Consider the following 20,562-nt stretch of genomic DNA (forward strand, 5'->3'; position numbering starts at 1 on the left):
AAAGAAACCAGTCACGCCTTGGCGGGATCGAAATGCTTCTGCAGGCCCTGCCAGCACCGGTAATAGTCGCCCTGCAATTCTACCGAGGCCAAGGCTTGCGCCGTCGGGCGGATCACGCGCCGCGTCTCGAACATGAAGGCCATGGTGTCGCGGATGTAGTGCGCGGTGCTGGTATCGGCGCGCGAGGCCTTCTCGAAGGTCTCGGCGTCGGGGCCGTGGCCGCTCATGCAATTGTGCAGGCTGGCGCCGCCGGGGGCGAAGCCATCGGCCTTGGCGTCGTACACGCCCTGGATCAGGCCCATGAATTCGCTGGCGACGTTGCGGTGGAACCAGGGCGGACGGAAGGTGTTTTCCATGGCCAGGATGCGCGGCGGGAAGATGGCGAAGTCCATGTTGGCCGTGCCCGGGGTGTCGGACGGCGCGGTCAGCACCGTGAAGATCGACGGGTCCGGATGGTCGTAGCTGATTGAGCCGATGGTGTTGAAGTGGCGCAGGTCGTACTTGTACGGCGCGTGCGTGCCGTGCCAGGCCACCACGTCCAGCGGCGAATGGCCGATGGCGGCGCGCCAGAAGCCGCCGGTGAACTTGGCGATCAGTTCGAAGTCGCCTTCCACGTCTTCGTACCAGGCCACTGGCGTCTTGAAGTCGCGGGCGTTGGCCAGGCAGTTCGAGCCGATCGGGCCCAGTTCGGGCAGGCGCAGCGCGGCGCCGAAGTTCTCCAGCATGTAGCCGCGCGCGCTGTCGTCCAGCAGTTGCACGCTGAAGCGCACGCCGCGCGGAATCACGGCGATCTCCAGCGGCTCCAGGTCGATCAGGCCCAGTTCGGTGGCCAGGCGCAGGCGGCCCTGCTGCGGCACCAGCAGCAGTTCGCCGTCGGCGTTGTAGAAATAGCGGCCTTGCATCGAGCGGTTGGCGGCATACAGGTGGATGCCGACGCCGCTTTGCTCATCGGGGCCGCCGTTGCCGCCCCAGGTCTTCACGCCTTCGATGAAGTCGGTGGGCGCGGTGGGGATGGGCAGGGGACTCCAGCGCAGTTGGTTGGGCGTGACCGGGCCCTGGCCGAACGTGCTTTCCCAGCCCTTGACGCCGGCAAACGGCTCGAACGGCTTGTGCTGCGCGCCCGGGCGGATGCGGTAGAGCCAGGAGCGGCGGTTCTCGCTGCGCGGCGCGGTGAAGGCGGTGCCGGACAACTGCTCGGCATACAGGCCATAGGGACATTGCTGGGGCGAATTGCGGCCCAGCGGCAGCGCGCCGGGCAGGGCTTCGGTGGCACAGTCGTTGCCGAAACCGGTCTGGTAATGCAGTTCCATGGAATCCTCCTGGGTGGCGCGCGATGCGTGGCCGCGCGGTCTTGGTCGTGGCGCGCCGGGTGGAATGGTCCGGCGCCGATACGCCATTGTCGGAAAAATCCCCCGCCATGGCTACGGGAATGCAAAAATAGCAACTATAAATTTTGTGAATAGTAGGGGTGCCTGATGGCGGACTTGCGCGACGTCGACCTGAACCTTCTGATCCTGTTCCAGCATCTGCTGGAGGACCGCAACCTGTCCGCCGTGGCGCGGCGCCTGGACCTGTCGCAGCCGGCGGTCAGCAACGCCCTGCGCCGGCTGCGGCTCGCGTTCGGCGATGAGTTGTTCGTGCGCACGGCCCAGGGCATGTTGCCGACGCCGCGCGCGCAACGGCTGGCCGGTCCGGTCAGCGAGGCATTGGCGCTGTTGTCGCAGGCATTGCAGGACCAGGAGGCGTTCGACCCCGCCACCAGCACGCGGCGCTTCCGCGTGGCCATGACCGACGTCGGAGAGATCCATTTCATGCCTCGCCTGATGGAGGTCTGCGTGCAGGTCGCGCCGCAGGTGCGCATCGATTCGGTGCGGGTGCAGGGGGCGGATCTGCCGCGCGAGATGGAGGCGGGCCGGGTCGACCTGGCCATCGGCGCCTTCGACGAGATGGGGGCGGGCACCTTGCAGCGCATGTTGTTCCGGCAGGGGTACGCCACGCTCTTTCGCCAGGCGCATCCCACAGCCCACCCCGGCATGGGGCTGAAGGCGTTTCGCGCCGAGCGTCACCTCATCGTGTCGCGGGCGGCGCCCTACGGGCAGGTCAACCAGTCGATGGAGCGGGCCGGCGTGCCGTTGGCCGAGCACTTCAGCGTGCCGCATTTCTCGGCCGTGCCGTACATCGTCAGCGCCACCGATCTGCTGGCGACCGTGCCCGAAAAGCTGGCGGCGAGCGCCGCGCAGCCATTCGGCCTGCGCTACATGACACCGCCGGTGAAGGTGCCGGCGCTGCAGACCAATATGTACTGGCAGCGCCGCTACGACCGCGACGGCGGCAACCAGTGGTTGCGCGCCCTGATCGTCAATGCGTTTGCGGTGGGGGCGCCGCCGGGGTGACCGACGCGCGGGCCTGCGCCAGCGCCTCGCGCAGCACCGCCATATCGCCCAGGTGGTTGGCCAGCAGCAGGATCAGCGCCGCGTTCATTTCCTGGCTCTGTTCGTTGCTCAGGTCGCGGTGGGCGTCGATCAGCGCTTCGTAGAAGTCGTCCGGCGCGGCCAGGTTGGTTTCGGTAATCAGCATGGAAAGAGCCTCCGTATTCAGGCGCGGCCGATAGCGCGGTTGACGGCCGACGCCACCGCGTCGGGCTGAAAGGCGCGCCAGCGCGCGGCGATGTGCTGGTCGGGGCGGATCAGGTAGGCGGTGCCCGACAGCGCGTCATAGCGCTGGGCCAGCAGCCCCTCGACGTCGACGACCCGCGCCAGGTCATCCGGCCAGCCGGCGGTGTCGCAACCGGGGCTTGTCACCAGCACCGGCGAGACCGGCACGGCGGCCAGGCGTAGCGCGCGCAGGGCCTGCAGGGTCCGGGCGTCGGGTGGGGTGTCGCCGCAGAACAGCGCCAGCGTGAAACCCGCGCCCAACTGCGACAACCACCACGGCGAGTCGCCGGACCCGCGCACCGGCGCGTCCAGCGCCACCGCGCCGGGCCGCATGCGGCCCGCGAAGATGTCGCTGTCGGGGCTGTTCAGCGGAGAATCGACGTAGGTGGCGGGCAGCGACAGGCGGCCGCTGTTGACCAGCGTGCGCGCGAACGCATGGGTGCGGGCCAGGTTCAGCACCGCGTTGCGGAAACTGCGGCTGATGTCGCTCTTGGGCGTGATGAAATCGGTGGCGCGCGACGAATTCAGGATGTTCTCGTCGGCGGCATGCTCGCGTTCGACGGCGTAGCTGTCGATCAGCGATTCGGGCGCGTGGCCGGCCAGCACCAGGCGCAGTTTCCAGGCCAGGTTCTCGGCATCCTGCACGCCGCTGTTGGCGCCGCGCGCGCCGAACGGCGAGACGCGGTGCGCCGAGTCGCCGGCGAACACCACGCGGCCGTGTCGGAACTTGTCCATGCGCTCGCAGGCGAAGGTGTAGACGCTGACCCATTCCAGGTCGAATTGCGCGTCCGGTCCGAGCAGGGCGCGGATGCGCGGCAGCACGTTCTCGGGTTTGACGGCCTCGACCGGGTCGGCGTTCCAGCCCAGCTGGAAGTCGATGCGCCAGACGTTGTCGGGCTGCATGTGCAGCAGCACCGATTGATTGGGGTGGAAGGGCGGGTCGAACCAGAACCAGCGCTCGGCCGGGAAGTCCGCCTTCATCTTGACGTCGGCGATCAGGAAGCGGTCGCGGAAGATGCGGCCGTGGCTTTCCTGGCCGATCAGCTTGCGCACCGGCGAACGGGCGCCGTCACAGGCCACCAGCCAGTCGGCATGCAGCGCGTAGCCGCCTTCGGGCGTGTCGATCGACAGCACCACGCCGTCGTCGGCCTGTTCCAGGCCCACCACCTTGTTCTTCCAGCGCAGGTCGATGTTCGGTTCCTGGCGCGCCTGCTCGTACAGATAGCCTTCGGCGTAGTACTGCTGCAGGTTGATGAAAGCGGGGCGGCGGTGGCCGGGCTCGGGCAGCAGGTCGAAGCGCCACACTTCCTGGTCGCGGAAGAACACCTTGCCCACGTTCCACGACACGCCCTTGTCGACCATGCGCTGGCCGACGCCGAGGCGGTCCCAGATTTCCAGGGTGCGCTTGGAAAAGCAGATGGCGCGCGAGCCGGTGGACAGGCGGTAGTCGTCGTCCAGCACCACCACCCGCACGCCCTGGCGCGCCAGGTCCAGCGCCGTGGTCAGGCCGACCGGGCCGGCGCCCACCACCACCACCGGATGGCGCGCCTGCGTCGCGGCGGCCTGGTCGGCGTGTTTTTCATAGGCGAACTCCATCGCCTGAAAGTCGATGTCTCCCACGGTTGTCTCCTGTGTGGGTCATTTTGTTTTTATGCGCGGCGCCGCTCGCTGCCCGCGGCCGCTGGCCGGCGGGCCGTGCGGCGCCGTTTCAATCGGTGCAACCGCGGCCGGCGGACCGGCCGCGCGGGATCAGCCCTCCAGCTGGGCCCACATTTCCAGGTCGCGCTTGTCGGTCCAGATGCGCGGATGGACGTGGCCGGTGGCCTCGTCGTAGGCGCGCGACACGTCGAACGGCATGCAGTGGTCGAAGATGACCCAATCGCTGTAGCGCGGTTTCATGAAGTCGTAGACCTCGCGGTAGATCGTCTTCAGGTCCTTGCCCTCGGCCACGCCGCGGTTGACTGCGCCGTACAGGTCGGTCAGGAAAGCGCGCGTGCCGGCCAGGCCCTGGCGCACTTCGGTGGCATTCTTCAGCGCCGGGCCGCGGCCGGGCACCATCTTTTCGGCCTCGAAGCCCGACAGCGCATCCAGCGTGCTGGGCCAGTCGCGGAAGTAGGCGTCGCCGCAGTAGGGGGTGGACTGGTATTCGACCAGGTCGCCGGCGAACAGGATCTTCTGCTCGGGCAGCCAGGCGATGGTGTCGCCCTTGGTGTGACCGCGGCCGACCTGCAGCAGCTTGACTTCCAGGTTGCCCAGGTTGACGGTCATCTCGCCCTTGAACGTCATGGTGGGCCAGACCAGGCCGGGGGGAATCGATTCGGCGTTGCGGAACAGGCGCGGGAAGCGGCCGATCTCGCTGGCCTTGTCCTGCTCGCCGCGCTCGGCGATCAGGTCGTAGGTGTCGCGGCTGGCCAGGATCTCCTGGGCGTTGTAGGCCGAGGCGCCGAACACGCGCACCGCGTGGTAGTGCGACAGCAGGATGTACTTGATCGGCTTGTCGGTGACCTCGCGGATGCGGCGGATGACGTCCTGGGCCATCACCGGCGTGGCCTGGGTGTCGACCACCATGACGGCCTCGTCGCCGATGATCACGCCCGTGTTGGGGTCGCCTTCGGCGGTGTAGGCATAGGCGTTGTCGGACAGCTTTTCGAACGACACGACCTTGTCGGCCAGGTCGGCGTGCGAGGCGAATTGCTTGCTCATGGAGGCTCCTTCCACTTTTATAGGAATAGGGTATGTGGACGGACTATAGCTTGGCATTAGTGGTTGTGCAATACGTTTGCTATAAACGAATCGACCCTTTTTGCCAGGGATTTCCCTTGGATTCGCGGCGTCCGCCCAAACACAACCGGGCCGCGCAGGGCGGCCCGGAGGGGAACCTTTCAGGCCGGGGGCGGCCTCAGGGGATTGCGTATTCCGGCGTGCGTGTTCAGGTCTTCTGGCACTTCGGGCAGTAATAGGTGGCCCGCTGGCCCTGGACGATGCGCTTGATCGGCGTGCCGCAGACCCGGCAGGGCTGGCCGGCGCGCTCGTAGACCGCCGCGTGGATCTCGAAATACGCGCCAGGCTCGCCGGTGGCGCCGACGTAGTCGCGCAGGGTGCTGCCGCCCGAGGTCAGGGCGTCGGCCAGGGTGGCGCGCACCATGTCCGCCAGACGGTCGCAGCGGGCGCGCGACAGTTTATTGGCCGGGGTCTTGGGGTTGATGCGGGCGCGGAACAGGCTTTCGGAGGCGTAGATATTGCCCACGCCCACCACCGCCATGCCGGCCAGCAGCACCTGCTTGATCGCGGCGCCGTGGTTCTTGAAGTGGTGGTGCAGCCAGGCGCCGTCGAAGCGCGGGTCGAACGGCTCGATGCCGAGCTTGGCCAGCAGGGGATGGTTTTCAACCGGCCCGTCCGCATCGGGGTGCCACAGCACCGCGCCGAAGCGACGCGGGTCATGCAGCCGCAGCACGGCCTGGTCGAAGATCCATTCGACGTGGTCGTGCTTGCGCAGGAATTCACCGGGGGCGACGCTGCGCAGCGATCCCGACATGCCCAGGTGCACGATCTGGGTGCCGTGGTCGAAGCGCAGCAGCAGGTACTTGCCGCGGCGGCCGCATTCCAGCACGGTGCGGCCCCCCACCAGGGCGGGCAGGTCGGCCGGGATGGGCCAGCGCATCCGGGACTCGTGGACGACCAGCCGCGTGAGGGGGCGGCCGGTGATGACGGCGTCGATTCCGCGACGCGTGGTTTCAACTTCGGGCAGTTCCGGCATGAGCCAGTGTAAGATCATCAATTGCGTGTACGAAGATTGTGCCATCAACCGGACGGGCCGCGTGAAGTCGTCTTTCAAACAAATGAATATCGGGATTGCCGCGCTGGCGCTTGCGTTGGCCTCCGCCCTGGCTCCTCAAGCCCAGGCCGCCGACAGCCGGACGCGGGATGCGACCGGCCCCCGCATGGCGCCGCCGAATCGCCAACCGGAAACCGAGGTGATCCGCCTGCGGCCGGGCAAGTTGCCCTACGTCACCCTGACCGCCGACATCTTCTATCGCGTCCTGGCCTCCGAAATCGCTGCCCAGCGCGGCATGTACGGCACCGCCGCCAGCACCATGGTCAGCCTGGCCCGCGACACGGGCGATCCCCGCCTGGCGCGCCGCGGCCTGGAGTTCCAGTTGGCCGGCGGCAACCTGCCGGGCGCGCTGGACGCGGCCCGCGTCTGGGCCCGGCTGTCGCCCAACGATCTCGAGGCCAGCTCCACCGAACTGGCGCTTGCCGCCGCCAATGGCCAGACCAAGGGCCTGTCGCAGGCGCTGCGCAACCGTATCGAGTCCTCGCGCGACAAGCCGGCCGCCATCGGCCAGGCGCTGGCGGTGCTGAGCCGCCTGAACGACCGCCGCCTGGCGCTGCGCATTCTCGACGAAGCCTTGAGCGACAGCGTGCGCAAGCTGCCGGCCGCCCACCTGGCGCTGGCCGACGTGGCCTCGGCTGCTGGCGACTACCCGCGCGCCGCCCAGGAGGCCCGCGCCGCCCTGGCCGCCGATCCCAAGTCCGAGCCGGCCGCCCAGCGCGTGCTCGAATACGGCGCCAAGGTCGACCCGCAACGCGCGCAGGCCGATGCCCGCGCCTATATCAACCGCAATCCCAACGCGCGCAAGGTGCGGCTGATGCTGGCCGGCCAGATGGCCGACGCCGGCGACTACAACGGCGCCCTGGCCGAATTGCAGGCCATGTCGCGCCGCGCGCCCGAAGATTTCGACCTGCTCTTCATGCAGGCCCAACTGGCCTACAAGGCCGGCCAGTTGCCGCGCGCCAAGACGCTGCTGCAGCAGTACCTCGAAGTCCAGAACCAGCGCCAGCGCGCCATCGTGCCGGGCGCCACCGATGCCGGCGCCGCCGCGGCCGATGCCCATGTGCTGTTGTCGCGCATCGCCGAAGACCAGGGCCAGTACGACGAAGCCATCGCCGAGCTGGGCCGCATCGACGACCCCTCGCTGCGTTTCTCGGCGCGCATGCGCCAGGCCGCCCTGCGCGCCAAGTCCGGCCGCGTCGACGACGCTATCAAGATGGTCGACGCCGCCGCGCCCCAGGACGAGGAAGAACGCACCCTGGGCGTGCTGACCAAGGCCCAGATCCTGCGCGATGCCGACCGCATCGGCCAGGCCGTGTCGGTGCTGGAGGCGGCCGACCAGGCGCTGCCGGATACCGTCGAGATCAAATACGAGCTGGCCATGCTGTACGAACGCCAGGACCGCCTGGCCGACCTCGAACGCATGCTGCGCCAGGTCATCGCCCTGGATCCCGAACACGCCCACGCCTACAACGCGCTGGGCTACACCCTGGCCGACCACAACCAGCGCCTGCCCGAGGCCCTGGACCTGATCACCCAGGCGCTGGAACTCTCGCCCAACGACCCGTTCATCCTGGACAGCATGGGCTGGGTCAAATTCCGCATGGGCGACCAGGCCGCGGCCGCCGATTACCTGCGCCGCGCCTACAGCGTGCGGCCCGAGGCCGACATCGCCGCCCACCTGGCCGAGGTGCTCTGGACCCAGGGCAAGCGCGACCAGGCGGTCGAACTGCTGCGGGCCGCGGTCCGGAAGGACCCCAAGAACCCGACCGTGCTCGAGGTCATCAAGCGCCTTGGGGTCACCCTGTGACGGCAGCGCTGCGCGGCGCGCGCCATGGCCTGGCGTGGATGCGCTGGGCGCTGCTGGCCTTGCTGGCATTCGTGCTGGCCGCCTGCACCACCACCCCCAAGCCCATCGAAGGCACGGCGGCCGATGCCTTTTCGCGGGTCGGGCGGTTCGCCATCACCGTCAACGAAGAAGGCGGCAAGCAGAGCGCGGTACAGGGAGGTTTTTCCTGGTCGGACGACGGCCGCCGCTATGTGCTGGACCTGACCAACCCGCTCGGTTCCACCGAGGCGCGGGTCGAGGGGCGGCCGGGCGCGGCCAGTCTCACCAAGGCCGATGGCACCCGCCTGGTGGCCGACAACCCCGACGCCCTGGCGGAGGATGCCCTGGGCAGCCGCATGCCGGTGTCCGGCCTGCGCGACTGGTTGCGTGGCAGGCTGCCGGGGCAACCCGATGCCACCGAGGTGTCCACCGATGATCTTGGCCGGCCGGTGGCTTTCGAGCAGGGCGGTTGGCGCGCCCGGCTGTCGCGCTACGACACGCTGGGCCCGCGCATGCTGGTGCTGGAACGCCTGGAGCCCGGCCGCCGCATCATGGTGCGCCTGGTCGTCAACCAGCCCTGAAGCCGCTGGCCCGTGGCCCGCGCGGCAGGGCCTCGCGGGGCCGGCGTGCCGTCCGGCTAACACGTCCGCTTCGCTTCAATCAGCAAATCAGCGTTGCAAAACCGATGCTGTTACTGATTGATAGATTCTGTTTAACCTGAATAATTCTCCGCATACCCGTGCGCATCACCCCTGCGCACGGCATGCAAGCCGGCGGACGCGGATCGCGCCGCCGCTTTTTTACGGAGAACGCCTATGTTCAGGAATACGCGGATCGCGACGATGCTCTTGGGGATCATCGCGGTGTTTTTCACTTTCCAGATGCTGGTGGGCGGCATGGGGTTCGTGGCCCTGCGGCAAACCAATCAGGACGTCGGCCAGCTCTATCGCCTTTCCGCGCTGCAGGTCAATGCCGTCAATACCGCCGCGCTGTCACTGGTGGCGGCCCGCACCGACCTGAGCCGCTACGCCACCCGGGTGGCGCAGGGCAACGCCAGCGACACCACCGCGCTGCGGCTGGCGCGCCAGCGCATCGCCGCTGGCGATCGCGCCTTCCAGCGCTTTGCCGGCGAATTGTCGGCGCAAGAGAAGACGGAATCCAAGGACCTGATCGAGGCCTACAACAACCTCAGCGCCAACCTGCAGAACGTCGGCAGGGTGCTCGAGGCCGGTGACATGGAGGCCTATTTCAAGCAGGGCACGCAGCAGGTGCAGGAACTGCTGGTGTCCGAGCGCGATGCCTTCATGCGCCGCGCCGAGGCCGCCGGCCAGGATGTGATGGAAGAGATCTCGCTGTTCCATACCGTCTTCAGCTCGCTGCTGGCCGGCATCCTGGTATTGGGCCTGCTGATGGCGGTGGGCGCGCACGTGCTGATCCGCCGCATGATCGTGCGGCCCCTGCTGGAAGCCGGCGAAATCTTCCGTCGCATCGCCGACGGCGACCTGACGCGCCGCGTGGCGGACCGGGGCCGCAATGAAATCGGGGCGCTGCTCAATGCCCTGCGCGCGATGCAGGACAGCCTGGTTCGCACGGTGTCCACCGTGCGCCGCGGAGTCGACGAAATCAACGTAGGCGCGCGCGAGATTTCTTCCGGTAATGCCGATCTGTCCAGCCGCACCGAAGAGCAGGCCGCCTCGCTCGAGCAAACCGCCGCCAGCATGGAAGAGCTGGCCACCACGGTCAAGCAGAACGCCGACACCGCGCGCGAAGCCAACCGCATGGTCGCCACCTCGGCCGCCGTGGCGCAGCGCGGCGGCGAGGCCGTCTCCAGCGTGGTCGAGACCATGCGCGCCATCCAGGGCAGTTCGTCGCGCATATCCGACATCGTTGGCGTGATCGACGGCATCGCTTTCCAGACCAACATCCTGGCATTGAACGCCGCGGTCGAGGCCGCGCGCGCCGGCGAGCAGGGCAAGGGTTTCGCAGTGGTGGCGAGCGAGGTGCGCACACTGGCGCAGCGCAGCGCCGCCGCCGCCAAGGAAATCAAGCAACTGATCGAGGATTCGGCGCAGAAGGTCGGCATCGGTTCCGAGCAAGTGGAGACCGCGGGCGCCACGATGCGCGAGATCGTTGAATCGGTGCAGCGCGTGACCAGCCTGATGGGCGAGATTTCGGCGGCATCGGAAGAGCAGGCCACTGGCATCGACCAAGTCAACCGCGCCGTGACGCAGATGGATGGCGTGACCCAGCAGAACGCCGCGCTGGTGGAGCAGGCCGCCGCCGCGGCCGGCGCGCTCGAAGAGCAGGCGCGCCAACTGGCGGGCGCCGTGGCGGTGTTCAAGCTGCCGGGCGGACAGGTGATCGAGGCGGCGCCCGAGCGCCTGGCCGGCCGCGTCGCGCCGCAGATCGCCTGATCCTGGGCCGCCTGGCCGGCGCCGGCGGCCCAGGTTTGCGACGCCCTGCGCCGCCGCGTCCGGCGGATCGCTAAAATCGACCGAACCGTCCTTTTTCCCGATCCGCCGTGACCCTCTACGACGTACCCGCGCCCGCCAAGGTGAACCTGTTCCTGCATGTGGTGGGCCGCCGTCCCGACGGCTACCACCTGCTGCAGACCGCCTTTCGCTTCATCGACCTGTGCGATACGCTGCACTTCGAGGCGCGCGCCGATGGCGTCATCGGCCGCGCCTCGGAATTGCCCGGCGTGTCCGAACAGGACGACCTGACCTTGCGTGCCGCCCGCGCCCTGCAACGGGCCACCGGCACGCGCCTGGGCGCACAGATCGCGCTGGAAAAGCGCATTCCGCAGGGTGGCGGCCTGGGTGGTGGCTCGAGCGACGCTGCTACAGTGCTGATCGCCTTGAACCGCCTGTGGGGCACCGGCCTGTCGCGGCGCGAACTGATGGCACTGGCGCTGCCGCTGGGCGCGGACGTGCCGGTGTTCGTGTTCGGCGAGTCCGCCTTTGCCGAGGGCGTGGGCGAAAAACTGACGGCGTTGGACCTGCCGGCGCGCGCCTATCTGGTGGCGCAGCCGGACGTGAGCGTGCCGACCGTTGGAATTTTTTCCGCACCCGATTTGACAAGAGACACTTCTTACATCACAATAGCGGACTTTCTTGCTTCGCCAACATTTTCCTTCGGGAAAAATGATCTGGAGCCGGTGGTCTACCGACTTTATCCTGAGGTTCTCAGGGCATCGCGGTGGCTTGCAGAGCAGGGTGTGTTGAAAAACACGGGAACCCAAGTTCGCATGTCGGGATCTGGCGCGTGTTTATACGCCGAATTTTCCGAACTATCGGAGGCCGTTTTGGCGAAAACGGAAATTACCGCTACAATGCGCGGCGCTGTTGAAGCAAACTGCAAAAACGCAGATGGCACAGGCAGCACAACGCATCCACGGTTCCGGTTAGTGCAGGCATGTCCTGGGTTGACTGAACATCCGTTGCGGAATTGGATTGCAAGATAGTTGGGGAGTCGCCAAGCTGGTTAAGGCACCGGATTTTGATTCCGGCATGCGAAGGTTCGAATCCTTCCTCCCCAGCCAACCGAATACATAACAAAGCTGTTGAACACGCCTGTAAGACACTGGCCCGGGTTCAGCAGCTTTTTTATTTTCCGGTTCCAGCAGGTTCTCGCATCACCTCGTTAGTGTCTCGAAACGACCATCGCATCATCCATCATGGCAAACGATAGCTTCATGATCTTCACGGGCACGGCCAACACTCGGCTGGCCGTGGACGTAGTCAACCACCTCGATATGTCCCTGGGCAAGATGACCGTCGGTCGCTTCTCGGACGGCGAGGTGATGGTCGAGATCAACGAGAACGTGCGCGGCAAGGACGTCTTCGTCCTGCAGCCCACCTGTGCGCCTACCAATGACAACCTGATGGAAATCATGGTGATGGTCGATGCCCTGCGCCGCGCCTCGGCCGGCCGCATCACCGCCGCGATTCCCTATTTCGGCTACGCCCGCCAGGATCGCCGCCCGCGCTCGGCGCGCGTCGCGATCTCGGCCAAGGTGGTGGCCAACATGCTGCAAGTGGCTGGCGTCGACCGCGTCCTGACGATGGACCTGCACGCCGACCAGATCCAGGGCTTCTTCGACATCCCCGTGGACAACATCTACGCCGGTCCGATTTTGCTGGGCGACATCTGGCGCCGCAATTTCTCGAACCTGGTCGTGGTGTCCCCGGACATCGGCGGCGTGGTGCGCGCCCGCGCGCTGGCCAAGCAGCTCGAAGCCGACCTGGCCATCATCGACAAGCGCCGTCCGCGCGCCAACGTGTCGGAAGTGATGAACATCATCGGCGAAGTCGATGGCCGCACCTGCATTATCATGGACGACATGGTCGACACCGCCGGCACGCTGTGCAAGGCGGCCCAGGCCCTGAAAGACCGCGGTGCCGGCGCCGTCTACGCCTATTGCACGCACCCCGTGCTGTCCGGTGGCGCCATCGATCGCATCGAAGCGTCGGCGCTGGACGAACTGGTCGTCACCGACACCATTCCGCTCTCCGAGCAAGGCCAGGCCAGCGGCAAGATCCGCCAGTTGTCGTGCGCCGCGCTGCTGGGCGAGACCATCCTGCGTATCTCGAACGCGGAATCGGTCAGCTCGCTGTTCGTCGACTGACGCCAGCCCACCCGTTTTTTGTGTCTTGCTGGTCGCGGCAAGACGCAAGCAACACGGCGCACCTGTTGTGCGCCGTGTCTTTAACCGGTGAAGTCCGCTTCGCCAATTATTGTTTTTGGAGTTTTCCATGAAATTCACTGCCACTGCGCGTAGCGTCCAGGGTTCGAGTGCGAGCCGCCGCCTGCGCCGCGCGGGCCGCGTTCCCGCCATCGTCTATGGTGGTTCGGCTGCCCCGCTGAACATCGAACTCGACCACAACGAGATCTACCACGCCCTGCGCAAGGAAGAGTTCCACGCGTCGATCCTGCAAATGCAGTTCGAAGGCAAGGCCGAGCAAGTGCTGCTGCGTTCGGTTCAATGGCACGCCTACAAGCCGCAAGTCCTGCACGTTGACTTCCAGCGCGTCGACGCCAACCAGGCGCTGCGCACCAAGGTGCCGCTGCACTTCGTGAACGCTGAAATCTCGCCGGCCGTCAAGCTGAGCGGCGCGATCGTCAGCCACGTCGCCACCGAACTGGAAATCACTTGCCTGCCGTCGGCGCTGCCCCAGTTCATCGAAGTCAACCTGGCCGACATCCTGGCTGGCGGTTCGATCCACCTGGCAGACATCAAGCTGCCGATGGGCGTGACCTACGTCCCGCACGGTGGTGAAGAGAACCCGCTGCTGGCCGCCGCCGTCGTCAAGGGCGGCGCTGCCGCCGACGACGCTGCCGAGGAAGCTCCCGCCGCCTAAGTCCTGCCGGAAAGCCTCGGCTTTCCCGCGGCTTTTGCCCGAAACCCTGCGTGTGCATTTGCATGCGCAGGGTTTTTTGGTTTAAACAGCCCCATCATGTCTATTCCCATACGCCTCATCGTGGGATTGGGTAACCCCGGTCCCGACTACGAAACCACCCGCCACAATGCGGGCTTCTGGCTGGCCGACCACCTGGCGGACGACTTGCGCGCTTCGTTCGCGCTGGAGAAGTCGTTCTTCGGCATGGTGGCCAAGGCCCGGCTGGGGGCCGACAACGTCCTGCTGCTCAAGCCCAACACCTACATGAACCGTTCCGGCCAGGCGGTCGGGGCGCTGGCGCGTTTCTACAAGCTGACGCCGGAGCAGGTGCTGGTGCTGCACGACGAACTCGACCTGATGCCGGGCCAGGTGAAACTCAAGCAGGGCGGCGGCCACGCCGGCCACAACGGCCTGAAGGACATCCAGGCCGCGCTGGGCAGCCCGAACTTCTGGCGCCTGCGCATCGGCATCGGCCATCCGCGCACGCTCGGCCTGGCGCAGCAGGTGGCGGACTTCGTGCTGCACCCGCCGCGGCGCGAGGAGCAAAAGGAGATCGAGGCGGTCATCGACCGCTGCCGCGCCGTGGTGCCCGCCATGCTGGCCGGCGACTTCGCGCTGGCCACCCGCCAGTTGCACAGCGGCAACGACGCGCGATGAGCTTCGACCCGGTCTCCGCGGCGCCGCGCAAGCCACGCTTTCGCAATGAACTCGCGGATTTCTGGCGTTTCGTACGCCGCCCGCATCCGCTGCGCCGCTTGCCCGGACGGACGCCGGCGATCGGCTGGGTGTCGGATTGGTGGCCGGGCGTCGGCCCCGGCCGCCTGCTGGCCTGGGCCGCGGTGCTGTGGTTGATCAATTTGTTTGCGCTGGGGCCGGTGGCGGTCGCCGCGGCTGGCGTCGGCGGCGTCACGCATCGGCTGGACCCCGCCAACATCCCCTGGCTGACAGCCGTGATCTGGGCCCCGCTGGTCGAGGAAATGCTGTTCCGCTACGGCCTGCGACGTCCCAAGCAGGCGCTGTGGCTGTGCCCGGCCCTGCTGCCGGTGGTGCTGTACGGCCCGCGCATCTGGACCGGCCTGCTGCTGGCCGCCTTCGTGCTGCTGGCATGCTGGTCGCTGCGGCCGCGTCCACAACCGCTCAAGGGCTGGCGCACGGCCTGGCGCCGCAATTACCTTAAGCACTTCGGCTGGGTCTTCCACCTGGTGGCGCTGACCTTCGCCGCCGTGCACCTGACCAACTTCGTCTTCAACCACACACCGTACTGGCTGCTGCCGCTGCTGGTGCTGCCGCAGTGGCTGACCGGGCTGGTGCTGGGCTGGATCCGCATCCGCCGCGGCATCGGCGCGGCCATCGCGCTGCACGCCATGTTCAACGCCGGCCCCATTTTGCTGATCTGGGTCGTGATGCGCTGGGCCCCCACTGCGGCCGGTTGAGCCGTCCGTCCCCGGGGCGCCGTCATCATGGCGCGCCGCCCGGCGGGGTAAACTAGAACGTTAACGATCAATACCGTACTTACACAGGATTCCCATGGCTCTGCAATGCGGCATCGTCGGCCTGCCCAACGTTGGCAAATCGACACTCTTCAACGCTCTGACCCGCGCCGGCATCGCCGCCGAGAACTATCCGTTCTGCACCATCGAGCCGAACGTCGGCGTGGTCGAGGTGCCGGATCCGCGTCTGCAGAAGCTGGCCGAGATCGTCAAGCCCGAGCGCATCCTGTCGGCCACGGTTGAATTCGTCGACATCGCCGGCCTGGTGGCGGGCGCCAGCAAGGGCGAAGGCCTGGGCAACCAGTTCCTCTCGCACATCCGCGAAACCGACGCCATCGTCAACGTGGTGCGCTGCTTCGAGGATCCCAACGTGATCCACGTGGCCGGCAAGGTCGACCCGATCGCCGACATCGAAGTCATCGAAACCGAGTTGGCGCTGGCCGACCTGCAGACCGCCGAAAAGGCCCTGCAGCGCCACCAGAAGACCGCCCGTTCCGGCGACAAGGAATCGCAGCGCATCGTCGCCGTGCTGGAAAAGTGCGTGGCCCAGCTGAACGAAGCCAAGCCGATCCGCGCGCTCGACCTGTCCACCGAGGAAAAGGCCGACATCGCCCAGCTCTGCTTCATCACCGCCAAGCGCGCGATGTACGTGGGCAACGTGGCCGACGACGGCTTCACCAACAACCCGCTGCTGGACCGCCTGACCGAATTCGCCGCCGCGCGCAACGCGCCGGTGGTGGCCATCTGCGCCGCCATCGAATCGGAAATCGTCGACCTGGACGACGCCGACCGCCAGGCCTTCCTGTCGGACATGGGCATGGAAGAACCGGGCCTGAACCGCCTGATCCGCGCCGCTTTCAAGCTGCTGGGGCTGCAGACCTACTTCACCGCCGGCGTCAAGGAAGTGCGCGCCTGGACCGTGCCGATCGGCGCCACCGCGCCCCAGGCCGCGGGCGTCATCCACACCGACTTCGAACGCGGCTTCATCCGCGCGCAGACCATCGCTTACGAAGACTTCATCACCTACAAGGGTGAGCAGGGGGCGAAGGAAGCGGGGAAGATGCGGGCGGAAGGCAAGGAATACATCGTGCAGGATGGCGATGTGATGAATTTCCTGTTCAACGTCTGACGGGGCGGTCCCATTCCTGGTTAATTGCTGGGTGCTCGGCAGCCCGTGGTGGTTGTGAAAGGTCTCTCAAACCATCGTTATGGTCCGCCGAGCTCCAATTGCTCGTCCGACTCTGGACGACCGCGTTGAAGTTGAGGGTGGATGTGTCTGTCGTCGCGCGGCTTTGACTGGGGGGCGTTCTGAGGGGCTGGCGGGCGTGAATAGCCCAATTCGGCCACTTATTCGATGGCCATCGAATAGCGGTAATGAATCCGCCAATGAGGGTAATGAGTCGGAGAATTACCCCATTTGAACGTTGTGAGATGCGACACCTGCTGAATTGGTGTTGCCTTCCGGCTGTGTTCATCTTGAAATGATGCATTCACATGTCAAGATATCATCGGATCACGAGCTATTCCTGCAAGACCCGCATGAAGTAGCCGTCGAGTATGGTGATCCGAATGAGCCAATGGCCGAATACCAGCAAATCACCCAGCAACTCGCCGAGGCACAACGGGCGCTGAAAACAGAACTACTGGCCGCGCTCAATGCCACCAGCGGAGACGCAGCATGAGCGACAAGCCCGCCTCCTTGATGTCCGTGCCCGAAGGCTACGACCACTGGCTGGGAGAGCTGAAAGTCCGCATTTCCACGGCTCAACAGCACGCGACGCGTGCTGTCAACCGTGAGTTGGTGCTGCTCTACTGGCAGATCGGCCAGGACATCTTGCAACGGCAAACCGAACAAGGCTGGGGAGCCAAGGTCATCGAGCGGCTGGCCCATGACCTGCGCACCGCTTTCCCTGACATGAAAGGGTTTTCCCCGCGCAATCTCAAGTACATGCGTGCCTTTGCCCAAGCCTGGCCGGACGTTTCATTTGTGCAAGAGGTACTTGCACAATTGCCCTGGTACCACCAACTTGCGTTGCTGGACAAGCTGTCCAGTCCTGAAGCCCGCCGTTGGTATGCTGCCCGGGCCATCGAACATGGCTGGTCGCGCAATGTGCTGGTTATGCAGATTGAAGCCAAGCTGCTGGAACGCAATGGTCAGGCCGTCACCAATTTCGACACGCGCTTGCCCGCACCCCAATCCGACCTTGCTCGCGAGTCGCTGAAAGACCCCTACCGTTTTGACTTTCTCGGCCTGACCGAGGAAGCGCAGGAACGGGCAATCGAAAACGCACTGGTCAAACACGTTACCGAGTTTCTGCTGGAGCTGGGCGCGGGTTTTGCCTTTGTTGGGCGGCAAGTGTTGCTGAACGTGGGGGGTGAGGAGTTCTTCATCGACCTGCTGTTCTACCACCTGAAGCTGCGCTGTTACGTCGTCATCGAACTCAAGGGAGGCGCCTTCAGGCCAGAGCATCTGGGGCAACTGGGTTTTTACCTCACCACCGTAGATCGTCAGGTCAAGCACGAACAGGACAACCCCACCATTGGCCTGCTGCTGTGCAAGAGCAAAAACAAGGTGGTGGCCGAATACGCCTTGGGTGACAAAACACAACCCATGGGTATTGCCGAGTACAAACTGTTGGAATCCCTGCCTGAAGAGCTGCAAACCAGCCTGCCTAGCATCGAACAGATCGAGCGAGAGCTGGGAGGCGAGCATGAATAAGCACACCGCCGAATAGCCGGAAAGGCTCGACCTTTTGTAGGCATCGGCAGACGCGTCTTTCCAAGCCGAGCGAGGCGTCGATGCCTGCGTGCATTAGAAATATATGAGTCAGACGAGTGCGCGAATCCGCATGCGCCGGTATGGGACCGGCGCGAGCGGATGGTGGAGTACGTACTGCTCCGACACGGGTAGCGCGGTATTCAAAACTTCGCCTGCAAGCTCAACGTCACCCGGCGCGGCTCGCCATAGATCAGGCCGTTATAGAACCCATACTGCCGATAGTACGTCTTGTCGAACAGATTGCTGACGTTCAGCATGGCCGACAGATGGCGGTTGATGTCGTAGCGCGCCATCGCGTTGAACAGCGCATAGCCCTTCAGCGGAATCGGCGAGTCGTCGAAGCCGCCGCGGCCGTCCGGCCGGCCAGGGTAGGGCTCGGACACCGTCTTGCCTTGCCAGGTCAGGCCGCCGCCGATGGTCAGCCCTCGCAGCATTCCCTGCAGCCGGTAGGTGGTATTCAGCCGCAGCAGATGGCGCGGGTCGGGGCGCTCGGCGGTGTCGGTGTTGCCGACGTCCAGATAGGTGTAGCCCAGATAGACGTTCCAGGCGGCCGTCACGGCGCCGGCGATTTCGGCGTCGATGCCCTTGGCGATGACGCCAGTGCCGGGCCGGTAGGCTTGGTCGCCATCGGGCGTCAAGCTGTCGCCATCTTTCAGGGCGACGTTCTTCTGCAGGCTGCGGAATGCCGACACGGCGGCATTGAGCGCGCCATTGAACCATTCGCCCTTGATGCCGGCCTCGTAGCTGGCGCCGGTGATGGGCTTGAGGGTGTCGCCGCTTTCGTTCTTGCTGGTCTGCGGCGTGAATACGTCGGTGTAGCTGGCGTAGATCGAGTAGTTGGGCGTCAACCCGTAGACCAGGCCGTAGTAGGGCGTCCAGGCGTGGGCGGCGTTTTCGCCGGTGCGCGCGCCGCGGACGCCCGCCGCGTTGTAGTTGTCGCTGTGGATCTGGTAGGCGCTGCGGCGCAGCCCGGTGATCAGGGTCAGGTCGTCGGCGAGCTCGAAGCGGCCCGCGACGTAGCCGCCATAGAGTGTTGTCCGCGTGACGCGGCGGGCGTCGGTGCGGAACGCGCGGATGTTGCCGTATTCGTCGCCGCGCCAGGCGCGCCAGTCCGCGACGGGCAGCTCGGTGCGGTATTGGCAACGGCCCCGGAAGCCGGCGATGCCGTCGATGCTGCAGTTGCTGCTGTTGAAGGTCCAGGACGGTTCGTCCATGCGTGAGCCGTTCAGGCCGACGAGCAGTTCATGCCGGCGTCCGAACAGTTCCAGGGGGCCCGAGAGATCCAGCGAGAACGCGTCGGTTTCGCCTTCCGTTTCCGAATGGATGGCATTGAGGTAGGCGCCGCTGCCGTCCTGATTCCAATGGGGCCAGCGGACCCTGCCGTTGTTGACCTTGATGGCGCCCTTGTTGTTCAGGTCCGCGCGCGAGGTGTGGGCATAATTGGCGCGCAGCTTCCAGTCGTTGTCGAAGCGGTGGTCGAGCGAGGCGAACAGCGTCTTCGTTTCCATGTCGGTCTTGCTCCAGTCCGCCGCCAGGTTGAGGCTGCGGCGGAAATGGGTTGGCGATCCGTCCGCGAACCAGGCGGGCACGTTGGCGCCCCAGGAGGCGCCGTGGAAGATGCTGTGTTCGTACTGGAAGCCCAGGCCGACCTGCGTGCGGTCCGTCACGTCCATGGCGAGGCTGGCCAGGAAGCCCTGCCGCTCGATGCTGGAGTGTTCGCGGAACTCGTCGGAGTTCTCGCCGCTGAATACCAGGCGCGAGCGCACGCGGCCGTTCGCCGCCAGCGGGATGTTGATGTCGCCGACGGCATTTTTCTTGTTCCAGCTTCCGGTGCGCAGGGTCAGGCTCGCGCCGAGCTCGCGGCCGGGCCGCTTGCGCACCAGGTCGACGGTGGCGGAGGGGTCGCCGGTGCCGCCCAACAATCCGTTCGCGCCCCGCACGATGCTGACGCGGTCGTAGAGATCCATGTTGATCGCGCCGCTGCCGCCGCCGTTGAACGAGGATGCGCCGATGATCGACAGGCCGTCGACCTTGTAGTTGGTGATGTCGAATCCGCGGGCGCGATAGGTGGTGCGCCCGCCGTTGTCCAGTTCGACAAAAGTGATGCCCGTGGTGCTGCCCAGGACATCGCCGATGGACTGCATGCCCTGGTCGTCCATCTGCTGGCGGGTCACCACCGACACGGACTGGGGCGTTTCCTTGGGGCTGAGCGTCAGACCGGTCGAGGCGCGGGTCGAGGGTACGGTGTAGGCGCGCGTCGCCTCGGTGGGTTCGTCTGCCTGGCCGCTCACTTCAATGGCCGGCAGCGTGGCGGGGCCGGGCGATGCGTTGCCGGCGCCATCCGGCTGCCGCGCCTGGAGGGGGGCGGACGCGCTGGCCAGGGCAAGCGTGATCAGGCCAAGCAGTACGGACGGGCTCGACGAGTGGTGGTGCATGACAATCCATCCCTATTCATGTTGGAAAAGAAGCGCCATTGATTTGCATTTTTATTTATCTAAATGGCTGTCGGGGAATATGCCGGAAGTCGGCCGGGTTGGACCACGCAACGCGCAATGGGCCGGCAAAAGAGGACTTGTTTAA

Annotated in this window: 17 protein-coding genes and 1 tRNA gene; 12 read left to right on the forward strand and 6 right to left on the reverse strand. The window is 66.0% G+C overall.

All coding sequences use genetic code 11. The features are described from left to right. Positions 1-11 precede the first annotated feature (11 nt). Complete coding sequence (gene hmgA / locus AC6LKG_RS09070) at positions 12-1,310, reverse strand: homogentisate 1,2-dioxygenase (protein ID WP_498164012.1); 1,299 nt, start codon at positions 1,308-1,310, stop codon at positions 12-14. 165 nt (positions 1,311-1,475) lie between these two features. Between hmgA and AC6LKG_RS09075 the strand changes: the two genes are divergently transcribed. Then, complete coding sequence (locus tag AC6LKG_RS09075; protein ID WP_498164013.1) at positions 1,476-2,393, forward strand: LysR family transcriptional regulator; 918 nt, start codon at positions 1,476-1,478, stop codon at positions 2,391-2,393. On the opposite strand, the gene AC6LKG_RS09080 is transcribed toward AC6LKG_RS09075, so the two are convergent. The 4 genes from AC6LKG_RS09080 to mutM all read right to left on the reverse strand — a co-directional run bounded on the left by AC6LKG_RS09080 (position 2,359) and on the right by mutM (position 6,411). Then, a complete protein-coding gene (locus AC6LKG_RS09080) occupies positions 2,359-2,577 on the reverse strand; it encodes a DUF2783 domain-containing protein (RefSeq protein ID WP_498164014.1) in 219 nt (72 codons plus the stop codon). The two genes, AC6LKG_RS09075 and AC6LKG_RS09080, sit on opposite strands and share 35 nt — an antisense overlap. 17 nt (positions 2,578-2,594) lie before the next feature. Further along, positions 2,595-4,274, reverse strand: a complete 1,680-nt coding sequence (locus AC6LKG_RS09085) for an FAD-dependent oxidoreductase (protein WP_498164015.1) — start codon at positions 4,272-4,274, stop codon at positions 2,595-2,597. Positions 4,275-4,403: 129 nt separating this feature from the next. Beyond that, complete coding sequence (locus AC6LKG_RS09090; protein WP_049076171.1) at positions 4,404-5,357, reverse strand: MBL fold metallo-hydrolase; 954 nt, start codon at positions 5,355-5,357, stop codon at positions 4,404-4,406. Positions 5,358-5,583: 226 nt separating this feature from the next. After that, positions 5,584-6,411 (reverse strand): bifunctional DNA-formamidopyrimidine glycosylase/DNA-(apurinic or apyrimidinic site) lyase, encoded by an 828-nt coding sequence (gene mutM, locus AC6LKG_RS09095; protein WP_054428959.1) that lies wholly within the window; start codon positions 6,409-6,411, stop codon positions 5,584-5,586. Between mutM and AC6LKG_RS09100 the strand changes: the two genes are divergently transcribed. The 11 genes from AC6LKG_RS09100 (at position 6,410) to AC6LKG_RS09150 (ending at position 17,922) form a co-directional block, all read left to right on the forward strand. Beyond that, positions 6,410-8,296, forward strand: coding sequence for a tetratricopeptide repeat protein (locus AC6LKG_RS09100; protein WP_498164016.1), 1,887 nt, complete (start codon positions 6,410-6,412; stop codon positions 8,294-8,296). The two genes, mutM and AC6LKG_RS09100, sit on opposite strands and share 2 nt — an antisense overlap. 38 nt (positions 8,297-8,334) lie before the next feature. Next, a complete protein-coding gene (lolB, locus tag AC6LKG_RS09105) occupies positions 8,335-8,895 on the forward strand; it encodes a lipoprotein insertase outer membrane protein LolB (protein ID WP_498164052.1) in 561 nt (186 codons plus the stop codon). A gap of 234 nt (positions 8,896-9,129) precedes the next feature. Beyond that, on the forward strand, positions 9,130-10,728 hold the full coding sequence (locus AC6LKG_RS09110) for a methyl-accepting chemotaxis protein (protein WP_498164017.1): 1,599 nt from the start codon (positions 9,130-9,132) through the stop codon (positions 10,726-10,728). A 107-nt stretch (positions 10,729-10,835) separates the two neighbouring features. Next, positions 10,836-11,777, forward strand: coding sequence for a 4-(cytidine 5'-diphospho)-2-C-methyl-D-erythritol kinase (gene ispE / locus AC6LKG_RS09115; protein WP_498164018.1), 942 nt, complete (start codon positions 10,836-10,838; stop codon positions 11,775-11,777). 1 nt (position 11,778) lies between these two features. After that, positions 11,779-11,855, forward strand: a tRNA-Gln gene (locus AC6LKG_RS09120). Positions 11,856-11,990: 135 nt separating this feature from the next. Beyond that, positions 11,991-12,941, forward strand: a complete 951-nt coding sequence (locus tag AC6LKG_RS09125) for a ribose-phosphate pyrophosphokinase (protein WP_175134051.1) — start codon at positions 11,991-11,993, stop codon at positions 12,939-12,941. Between the two features lie 127 nt (positions 12,942-13,068). Next, positions 13,069-13,674, forward strand: coding sequence for a 50S ribosomal protein L25/general stress protein Ctc (locus tag AC6LKG_RS09130; protein WP_498164019.1), 606 nt, complete (start codon positions 13,069-13,071; stop codon positions 13,672-13,674). Positions 13,675-13,770: 96 nt separating this feature from the next. Continuing rightward, entirely contained in the window at positions 13,771-14,370 is a 600-nt protein-coding gene (gene pth / locus AC6LKG_RS09135) for an aminoacyl-tRNA hydrolase (protein WP_498164020.1), read from the forward strand. Beyond that, a complete protein-coding gene (locus AC6LKG_RS09140; RefSeq protein WP_498164021.1) occupies positions 14,367-15,146 on the forward strand; it encodes a CPBP family glutamic-type intramembrane protease in 780 nt (259 codons plus the stop codon). The genes pth and AC6LKG_RS09140 overlap by 4 nt, the downstream gene beginning before the upstream one ends. A 94-nt stretch (positions 15,147-15,240) precedes the next feature. Continuing rightward, complete coding sequence (gene ychF / locus AC6LKG_RS09145) at positions 15,241-16,332, forward strand: redox-regulated ATPase YchF (RefSeq protein WP_006385927.1); 1,092 nt, start codon at positions 15,241-15,243, stop codon at positions 16,330-16,332. 549 nt (positions 16,333-16,881) lie between these two features. Further along, the gene (locus AC6LKG_RS09150; RefSeq protein ID WP_498164022.1) at positions 16,882-17,922 is read left to right on the forward strand and encodes a PDDEXK nuclease domain-containing protein; all 1,041 of its coding nucleotides are present in this window, start codon (positions 16,882-16,884) and stop codon (positions 17,920-17,922) included. A gap of 200 nt (positions 17,923-18,122) precedes the next feature. Here the strand turns inward: AC6LKG_RS09150 and AC6LKG_RS09155 are convergent, their stop codons facing one another. Next, positions 18,123-20,417, reverse strand: coding sequence for a TonB-dependent siderophore receptor (locus AC6LKG_RS09155; protein ID WP_498164023.1), 2,295 nt, complete (start codon positions 20,415-20,417; stop codon positions 18,123-18,125). Positions 20,418-20,562 lie beyond the last annotated feature (145 nt).

It is taken from the genome of Achromobacter sp. 46006 (assembly GCF_059761975.1).

What these genes read in the sequence shown, in the direction of transcription:
- AC6LKG_RS09130 (WP_498164019.1), top strand. Translation starts at nt 13,069, where the DNA reads ATGAAATTCACTGCCACTGCGCGTAGCGTCCAGGGTTCGAGTGCGAGC.
- AC6LKG_RS09075 (WP_498164013.1), top strand. Translation starts at nt 1,476, where the DNA reads ATGGCGGACTTGCGCGACGTCGACCTGAACCTTCTGATCCTGTTCCAG.
- ychF (WP_006385927.1), top strand. Translation starts at nt 15,241, where the DNA reads ATGGCTCTGCAATGCGGCATCGTCGGCCTGCCCAACGTTGGCAAATCG.
- AC6LKG_RS09125 (WP_175134051.1), top strand. Translation starts at nt 11,991, where the DNA reads ATGGCAAACGATAGCTTCATGATCTTCACGGGCACGGCCAACACTCGG.
- AC6LKG_RS09110 (WP_498164017.1), top strand. Translation starts at nt 9,130, where the DNA reads ATGTTCAGGAATACGCGGATCGCGACGATGCTCTTGGGGATCATCGCG.
- mutM (WP_054428959.1), bottom strand. Translation starts at nt 6,411, where the DNA reads ATGCCGGAACTGCCCGAAGTTGAAACCACGCGTCGCGGAATCGACGCC.
- AC6LKG_RS09090 (WP_049076171.1), bottom strand. Translation starts at nt 5,357, where the DNA reads ATGAGCAAGCAATTCGCCTCGCACGCCGACCTGGCCGACAAGGTCGTG.
- AC6LKG_RS09100 (WP_498164016.1), top strand. Translation starts at nt 6,410, where the DNA reads ATGAGCCAGTGTAAGATCATCAATTGCGTGTACGAAGATTGTGCCATC.
- hmgA (WP_498164012.1), bottom strand. Translation starts at nt 1,310, where the DNA reads ATGGAACTGCATTACCAGACCGGTTTCGGCAACGACTGTGCCACCGAA.
- pth (WP_498164020.1), top strand. Translation starts at nt 13,771, where the DNA reads ATGTCTATTCCCATACGCCTCATCGTGGGATTGGGTAACCCCGGTCCC.
- lolB (WP_498164052.1), top strand. Translation starts at nt 8,335, where the DNA reads ATGCGCTGGGCGCTGCTGGCCTTGCTGGCATTCGTGCTGGCCGCCTGC.
- AC6LKG_RS09140 (WP_498164021.1), top strand. Translation starts at nt 14,367, where the DNA reads ATGAGCTTCGACCCGGTCTCCGCGGCGCCGCGCAAGCCACGCTTTCGC.
- AC6LKG_RS09080 (WP_498164014.1), bottom strand. Translation starts at nt 2,577, where the DNA reads ATGCTGATTACCGAAACCAACCTGGCCGCGCCGGACGACTTCTACGAA.
- AC6LKG_RS09155 (WP_498164023.1), bottom strand. Translation starts at nt 20,417, where the DNA reads ATGCACCACCACTCGTCGAGCCCGTCCGTACTGCTTGGCCTGATCACG.
- AC6LKG_RS09150 (WP_498164022.1), top strand. Translation starts at nt 16,882, where the DNA reads ATGAGCGACAAGCCCGCCTCCTTGATGTCCGTGCCCGAAGGCTACGAC.